This window comes from Flavobacterium sp. FPG59, assembly GCF_002150205.1.
GTDB lineage: Bacteria > Bacteroidota > Bacteroidia > Flavobacteriales > Flavobacteriaceae > Flavobacterium.
Genome location: NZ_MTCA01000146.1, coordinates 1 through 7,773, shown reverse-complemented (window position 1 = coordinate 7,773; position 7,773 = coordinate 1). Strand labels below are relative to the sequence as shown.

At 34.6% G+C, this 7,773-nt stretch carries 8 protein-coding genes and 2 tRNA genes; 1 reads left to right on the top strand and 9 read right to left on the bottom strand.

Annotated features, from left to right (window positions below; genetic code table 11):
* From FPG59_RS11765 to FPG59_RS11735, 7 genes are all read right to left on the bottom strand, one after another.
* Window positions 1-2,219 (bottom strand): M1 family metallopeptidase (locus FPG59_RS11765; protein ID WP_086454789.1); only part of this gene is annotated, 2,219 nt, incomplete at its 3' end.
* A gap of 63 nt (window positions 2,220-2,282) precedes the next feature.
* Window positions 2,283-2,786, bottom strand: coding sequence for a DUF6702 family protein (locus tag FPG59_RS11760; RefSeq protein WP_086454788.1), 504 nt, complete (start codon window positions 2,784-2,786; stop codon window positions 2,283-2,285).
* Window positions 2,783-3,532 carry a hypothetical protein gene (locus FPG59_RS11755; protein ID WP_086454787.1) on the bottom strand — a complete coding sequence of 250 codons (750 nt, stop codon included), beginning with the start codon at window positions 3,530-3,532 and terminating at the stop codon, window positions 2,783-2,785. The genes FPG59_RS11760 and FPG59_RS11755 overlap by 4 nt, the downstream gene beginning before the upstream one ends.
* Before the next feature lie 26 nt (window positions 3,533-3,558).
* Window positions 3,559-4,320: a hypothetical protein gene (locus FPG59_RS11750; RefSeq protein WP_086454786.1), complete on the bottom strand. Its 762-nt coding sequence runs from the start codon at window positions 4,318-4,320 to the stop codon at window positions 3,559-3,561.
* Window positions 4,307-5,029: a hypothetical protein gene (locus FPG59_RS11745; RefSeq protein WP_086454785.1), complete on the bottom strand. Its 723-nt coding sequence runs from the start codon at window positions 5,027-5,029 to the stop codon at window positions 4,307-4,309. Before FPG59_RS11745 ends, FPG59_RS11750 begins: the two co-directional genes overlap by 14 nt.
* The gene (locus FPG59_RS11740) at window positions 5,013-5,744 is read right to left on the bottom strand and encodes a carboxypeptidase-like regulatory domain-containing protein (protein ID WP_230157580.1); all 732 of its coding nucleotides are present in this window, start codon (window positions 5,742-5,744) and stop codon (window positions 5,013-5,015) included. The genes FPG59_RS11745 and FPG59_RS11740 overlap by 17 nt, the downstream gene beginning before the upstream one ends.
* Window positions 5,734-6,456 (bottom strand): carboxypeptidase-like regulatory domain-containing protein, encoded by a 723-nt coding sequence (locus FPG59_RS11735; protein WP_254906694.1) that lies wholly within the window; start codon window positions 6,454-6,456, stop codon window positions 5,734-5,736. The genes FPG59_RS11740 and FPG59_RS11735 overlap by 11 nt, the downstream gene beginning before the upstream one ends.
* Window positions 6,457-6,636: 180 nt before the next feature.
* Between FPG59_RS11735 and pepE the strand changes: the two genes are divergently transcribed.
* Entirely contained in the window at window positions 6,637-7,344 is a 708-nt protein-coding gene (gene pepE / locus FPG59_RS11730; protein ID WP_086454783.1) for a dipeptidase PepE, read from the top strand.
* Between the two features lie 164 nt (window positions 7,345-7,508).
* Here pepE and FPG59_RS11725 read toward each other — a convergent pair.
* Both FPG59_RS11725 and FPG59_RS11720 read right to left on the bottom strand, forming a co-directional pair.
* Window positions 7,509-7,581: transfer RNA gene (locus FPG59_RS11725), tRNA-Gly, on the bottom strand.
* A 43-nt stretch (window positions 7,582-7,624) separates the two neighbouring features.
* Window positions 7,625-7,697: transfer RNA gene (locus FPG59_RS11720), tRNA-Gly, on the bottom strand.
* Window positions 7,698-7,773 lie beyond the last annotated feature (76 nt).

Genomic DNA, 7,773 nt, shown 5'->3' with positions numbered 1-7,773 from the left:
TCTTTTGGCCAAGTATTATTAGTTACATCAATATCAGCTGTTTCTAATTTTGGATCTACAACAATTTTTTTGATCGCTTTGTCTGTAGCGTACACTTTCTTAGCAGTGTCATTGTTTTTTCTCCAAATCTGAGCTGGGTATTTAAAAGTTTCTTTTGAGTCATCCTCATACGTTAACTCCACAATGATTGGCATTAACATTCCTCCTGGCTTGTTAAACTCCACTTCGTAAAAATATTTTGGTGCTTTTAATGCTGATTTCTCCTCGGTAGTAAAGTTTTTCTCTACGTATTCAGATAATAAACTTACCTCGTTAATAGCCAGTGCTTTTTTGTCTTTGGCAGCTAATTCCTCACTTGTAGCAGGAACTAAGTATACGAATGGTCCTTTTTCTTGACCAAAACGCCCTCTACGAACTACTGCATCCTTTAACTCCTTTGTTGCAGTTTCAGATACATAAAATTGTTTTACCTCTTTTACACCGATGTCTACAAAATCAGTGGAGTAAAACCAACCTCTGAAAAACCAGTCTAAATCAACTGCCGAAGCATCTTCCATGGTTCTAAAAAAGTCCTCAGGAGTAGGGTGCTTGAATTTCCATCTGTTAGCGTACACCTTGAACGCATGGTCAAACAATTCTCTACCCATAATGGTCTCTCTAAGGATGTTTAATCCTGTAGCAGGTTTTCCGTAGGCATTAGCTCCAAATTGAACTATGGTTTCAGAATTTGACATGATTGGCTCTAAGAATTTTTGATCACCACTCATGTAAGGAACTATTTTACTTGCTGGTCCGCGGCTTGAAGGGAAATTAACATTCATTTCTTGCTCAGCCATGTATTGCATAAACGTATTCAATCCTTCATCCATCCAAGACCATTGACGCTCATCAGAGTTTACAATCATTGGGAAAAAGTTATGTCCTACTTCATGAATTACAACACCTATCATTCCGTTTTTAATACGATCACTTGTAACTCCTTTTTCATCAGGACGCCCGTAATTCCAGCAAATCATTGGGTATTCCATCCCTTGATCTTCTGCTGAAACCGAAACTGCTTTCGGGTAAGGATAATCAAAAGTATGTGCTGAATAACTCTTTAAAGTGTGCGCTACTGTTCTAGTTGAAGTTTCTCCCCACAATGGATTGGCTTCTTTTGGGTAAACCGAAACAGCCATTACCGTTTTCTCATTTAGTTTCACCGCCATGGCATCATAAATGAATTTTCTCGAAGTTGCAATACCAAAATCTCTAACGTTTTTAGCACTGAATTTCCATGTTTTCTTTTTGTCTGAGAAACCTTTTTCAGCGGCTTCTGCCTCTGCTTGTGTTACAATAACAACTGGTTTATCAAATGTTTTAGTTGCCAATTCGTATCTTTTTACTTGCTCTGCAGTAAAAACTTCGCTTCTATTGGTTAACTCTCCTGTAGCTTCCATTACGTGATCAGCAGGAACTGTGATATTTACATCAAAATTACCAAACGGCAATGTAAACTCTCCTGTACCCCAAAACTGCATGTTTTGCCATCCTTCAACATCATTGTACACCGCCATTCTTGGATAAAACTGAGCGATTACATACAATTTGTTGCCTTCTTTTTCAAACAATTCATATCCAGAACGACCGCCTTCTAGTCTATAATTATTAATGTTGTACCACCAGTTAATAGAAAAAGAAAATTTTTCTCCCGGTTTTAATGGTGATGCCAAATTAATACGCATCATGGTTTGATTAATCGTGTAAGATAAAGGATTTCCTTTAGCATCCTTAACTTGTTCAATATTAAAACCGCGTTCTGCTGGCTCTTTTAAAAATTTAGTAGCAAAACTTCCCGCTGGAAAAACTTGCTCCATTCTTTGGCTGTCTGCCAATGGTGTCTGCGAGTTTTTAGCAGCTTGATTTTGATCTAATTGAACCCATAAATACTCTAACGTATCTGGTGAGTTGTTAGAATAAGTCACGGTTTCTGAACCTGTCAATCGTGATTTTTTATCGTCTAATTCAATGTTAATTTTATAATCCGCTTGTTGCTGGTAGTAAGCAGGTCCCGGGGCTCCAGATGCAGTACGAAACATGTTTGGCGTTGCCAAAACATCGTACATCTGGCTAAATTTGTTGTTGTCATATCTCCCTGTTTGCTTAGGAGTTACAGGTGCCGTTTTCTCTTGTGCAAATAGCATTGCAGGAAGCAGCAAGAATAAGGATAATTTTTTCATAGTTGGAAATCTGGTTATTTCAATGCGTGAAAATAATATTTTTTTTGTTTAAAAAGGTACAAATTAATATTTTAACACACCTTTTGATGTTGATGTCGTAAATAAAAGTGTGTTTTTGACCCCCAAAACGTTAAAATGCATAATGTTTTGTTGCTCAGCATTATTTTGAGTCAATACTGCATTATATATATCTAGTTCTTTAATTTTTTTGATTTCTTTGATACTCAAATAACAAATAAGCACATCCCCTTCCATCTCTTTGCTCACAAAATTTATAACTTTAGTTTGTCCATCTACTTTAATAACACACTTTTCATTAAGATATTTTTTTAAAAGCAAGACATCTTCAGCTGTCTCCATTTCTGAACCTAAATTTATTTTTCTATTATGCTTTTTTTCCAAGGCATTATTCAAATCGTCTACAAAAATACGAGCCGTGATTTGAATCATTTTCTTCTCAGAAACATAATTTACTTGAAACAAGGCAACATAAAATTTGTGTGCCGCAAAAGATGACATAGAGAGAATGAGTACTACAAAAAGAACTCTTGTAATTATTTTTTTCATTTTTCAAAAGTAGTGAATCTTTTAAATTCTTTGTTCTTGTTAACCAAAAAATCCATTAGTAAAAAGGTATCTATATCCTTTAAATACTTACTTGAAGCAGCATCGTTCTTACAATAATCCAAAAATAAATTGACTTCATCTGGTGCTAATTTTAAAGTACTCGTAAAAAAATAACCATCAATTCTAGATAAAACTAGTTCAGGAAACGCATTTGTATTGTTGCTCTCAGCCACCTCTCCGTTTTTCTTTGAGAATGCTTTTTTAAGCATTTTAAAAACGCGTACAAAATCTAATCCGTTTTCAATGGATCTATCCGATGGCATAGCGCTATTCTTGACAGCTGATTTTTCATCGCTTATAAATTTCATATCAACTATTTTTTGGGTGTTAGGCAAAGAAGGCTTTGGGTCTAACTTTCCTTTGACCACAACTTCTTTTAAGGCCGTCAACTGAGATTCCATATCAAATAAAGCGAGCGGTTTTAAAAAATCATTTTCAGAAACAATAATTTTTCTCGACTTAAAATTTAAGCTGGAAATGAGCAACGTATCTTTGGCTTGAGCCAAAATATCAAAGAAACCCTGCTTGCTGATAAACGTTTTAGTCTTGGCATTCAAATTAAAAACATACCCATTATCTACAATTGTAAAATCATTGATCAACCGCGCGTGCAATGACTTTCTATCATTATTTTGAGCCCACAAAACGTTACCAAAAAGAACACAAATAAGTAAGAGCTGCTTCATATTATTGATTTTTCAAAATTGCTATTTCAGTTGCCTTTTAATTTATCTTTATATTCTTGTGCCAAGGGTATCATGCTAAAAATAATTTGATCTTTGTCCCGAGTAAGTAGTGTTTTTGTAAAGTTATCATTTTCAACCAAATAATATTTAAACCCACTGATATATTCCTGTTTAATCCCTAATTGATTTATAAAAAAGGCATCTTGAAACTCCTCGGAAATCCATTTGATATTCAGTTCTTTTCTTTCAAGAACAATCAATTTTTTTAAGCGTTTGGTTCTTCCGTTTATTTTATTGATCAAGGGATCTAATTCCATTGAACCGCCTAATAGGCCCAACAGCATGATGGGTTTCCAATCTCCCGCTGTTTGTAACTTCCGTTCTGCAGGAGTGAACTTTTTAGTATTTTTTGACGCTATTCCTAAACTGTAAGCATCAATCTTTTTACCATTGACAACAACTTCTTTCAACACCGTATTCTTTAGTTGCATCTCTATTATAGCATCTGCTTTTTCTAAATTAGCATCTAAAATTATTATTTGTTTCTTTTGCAAGTGAACGGCTTCAAAAACTAGAGTATCTTTAACATGAACCGCTATAGAAAAAAAGCCATCTGGATTAGTCCTAACTTGTAAACCTGTTTTTTTATTGGTAATGATTACACCTGCTACAATCTGATTGCTTACAATTACTTTTCCACTATAAACCTTCTCAACAGTAGATTGACCAAATGCAATTTGGAATAAAAAAAGAACACAAAAGACTATTTTAAATTTATTGTGACGCATTCATTTCATTATAAATTTCGGCGAGCTTTACAATTCTGAACATTAATTTCCACTTGTTTTTGCTTTTTAGAGACGCACTAAATTCTGCATCTTCTATACAATAATACTGAAACCCTTTGATGTAATCTTTATTGATTTTTAAGGTTTCAACATAATAGTTATCCTGAAAAATCCCATCAAGCCTATTTAATGCTGCTATATTCCGTTCTACTTTAAGAGCATTATCAAGCGCAGGATTTTTACCAGTTATCATTATTTTTATTGCTTGGAGAGGTCCATTGGGCTGGGAATACCTACCGCGTTCCGCTGCTGTTACCACTTTTTGATTTTTAGGAATTATACCTAGTGCTCTAGCATTAATTCCTGGATGAGCATTAACATAAACCACTTGCAATTCAATTGCTTTTGTAAACATTTCAATATCTAAATGTTTTAGATTCATATCCTCTTCGTCAATGCTGTACCTATGGATTTCTAAATTCACCGCTGTAAAAACCAAAAGATCATCTGGTTTTACCAAGATTTTAAAAAAACCCAAACTATCACTAACCACTTCTTTTTCAGTTACAATATTCAATACATGAACACCGGCTACAGGCTTTGCATTTGCAATAATTTTACCTGTTATATATTCCTCCTTAACAACCTGTCCTTGTGCATAAATACTCCATACTAGGACAAGTAGCGTTATACTATTGTTTAGTCTCAAGTGCAATGATTTCGTTATAATTTTGAGCTAGTTTCGAAATTAAAAACATAGCCTTCCATTTGTTTTTGGTTTTTAAAGCGTCGGCAAATTCAATATCATCAACACAGTAATACTGGAATCCTAAGATATATTCTTGCGGAATTTTTAAATTTTCTACATAATATTTTTCCTCGAATAAAGAGCCTAACTTTGCTAACAACTGTTCTTTTTTCTCTACAATTATTTCCTTTTTAAGCATCGCTTTTCGTCCTGATAAAGTGTTGAGCAAGCCGTCAATACCTCCTCCAGATGTTGCGGTATACAACTTTCGTTCAGCGGGAGTATATTTTTTTTGACCGTAAGGAATGATTCGCAAACTTTCGGCAGTAATGTTGTTTTCGTTAATAATAACTTCCTTTAAAATAATACTTTTGGAATTCATTTTTACCAATAAAACCGTTTGATCAAGATCTTGTTTCTCAATTTTTTTTCGGAATCCTTCTAGATTTACAGCGGTAAAAACAAGTATATCACCTTCTTTTACAGGAATTGTAAAGAAACCATTTGCATCAGATGTTGTTGCTTTCTCGGTAGTAAGGTTAACAATATTAATGCGATCTACAGCAACAGAATCTGCTACAATTTTACCCCGAATCTCTTTTACGGGCGCATCTTGACTGTACATTGATTGCACCATCATAAACAGCACAAACAATAATGTATTTTTAATTTTCACTGGCAATTATTTCTTTATATTGTAAGGCTAAATCTCCCATCAAAAAGGTAGTCAATGCCACATTTTTTGAAGTTAAAGCCGCAACAAAACTATCGTTTTCTATGCAATAATATTCAAAGCCTTTTACGTACAAAGCTGGTATTTGAAACTTAGTCATAAAATATTCCTTGGTAAACCAATTTTCTATTTGAATTCTATACAATTCCTTCTTCTCTGTATTCAACTGCTTTTTTAACTTTTTTGTCCTGCCGGAAATCCAGTTGAGCAATGGATCTACTGATACTGAGCCACCAGCCATTGAACCTGCATTTAAAGAGGCATTCAAGTCTGTTGCAGTATATAATTTTCTTTCAGCTGGAGTGTACGTTTTTTGTCCTTTTGGGATTATTCCAAGTGCTCTAGCATTGATTCCGTTTTGAACTACAACTTCCTTTAATTGATACGAGCGTAACTCTGACTGTATCGAAATAAATCCTTGAAGAAATTGCTGTGCCGATATTGGAAAATAAATATCTTTTATTTGAAATCCAGTAAATACCAAAGTATCACCAACCGCTGCAAGTATCGAAAAATTTCCTTGAGCATTCGTACGAGTGGTTTCTTTAGTCTTTTTGTTCACAACATCAACACCCTCTAAAACCTCATCTTGCACCACTACCGAACCCTTTAGAACAATTCTAGGCAACTCTTGCGACTCCATTTGTGTAGTCATCAAAATTATAAGCAAACACAGCACTTTAAACATTCGTTAAAAAAGAAGTATTGATTCGTTGTAAAAGTATCGTAATGCTTTGCAAATTAATTACTAATAGGATGGTAAAAAAATGTTAATTAAAAATCACAGTTAAAAAAGACGGTTTTAATATCTTTATAAAAAAATAATACCTGAACAATGAAAAATATGATTATTGCAAGTACCTCAACACTTGCTCATCAAAGTTACTTAGAATATCTATTACCCACCCTAACCAAACATTTTAAGGATTGTAATAACATCCTTTTTATTTCATATGCTAGACCTGGCGGTATTACCCACGAGGAATACACAGCAATTGTTAGATTGGCTTTCGCCAAAATTAATATTACTGTAAATGGAATTGAACAATTTGAAAATCCCGTACAAGCCATACAAGAAGCATCTGGAATTTTTACCGGTGGCGGAAATACCTTTGTTTTGGTATCCCAATTGTATAAAAACAACATCATGCAACCACTTGCTGATGCTATTAAGAAAGGAACCCCGTATTTAGGCACAAGTGCTGGCAGTAATATATGCGGACTTAGCATGCAAACCACAAATGACATGCCTATTGTTTATCCGCCTAGTTTTAAAACTTTAGGAATGATTCCGTTTAATTTAAATCCGCATTATCTTGATCCAGATACAACATCTACTCACATGGGTGAAACGCGCGAAACTCGAATTAAGGAATTTCACGCATACAATTCGGTTCCCGTATTAGGATTGAGAGAAGGCAGCTGGCTAGAAGTAAAAGGAGATAAAATAACCTTGAAAGGCAATTTAACCGCAAGATTGTTTGGTCAAAATCAAACTCCCACAGAACTTGAATCAGAAACCGACTTGAGTTATATTAAATAATTTAAAGAAACTTTTGAAACAAAAAAAGCCGAAACATAAAGTTTCGGCTTCAAAAAGTTAAAGACAAGGCTTCCCGTATCTCTTCGTTCATGGGATATCCCGAAGCTTCGGGACTAGAACAACCATAAAACAAAAAAACCTCAAACAAAAGTTTGAGGTTTAAGAGCGAAAGACGAGGCTCGAACTCGCGACAACCAGCTTGGAAGGCTGGAGCTCTACCAACTGAGCTACTTTCGCATTATAACAGTAAAAAAATTTCTAAGTAAAACTTGAAACTTAGAGCGAAAGACGAGGCTCGAACTCGCGACAACCAGCTTGGAAGGCTGGAGCTCTACCAACTGAGCTACTTTCGCATTAACAACGGTGCAAATATACTTAATAAGTTTCCTTTAATGCAAGTTTTTTTTAGAAAAAGTCAAAGCTATCAAC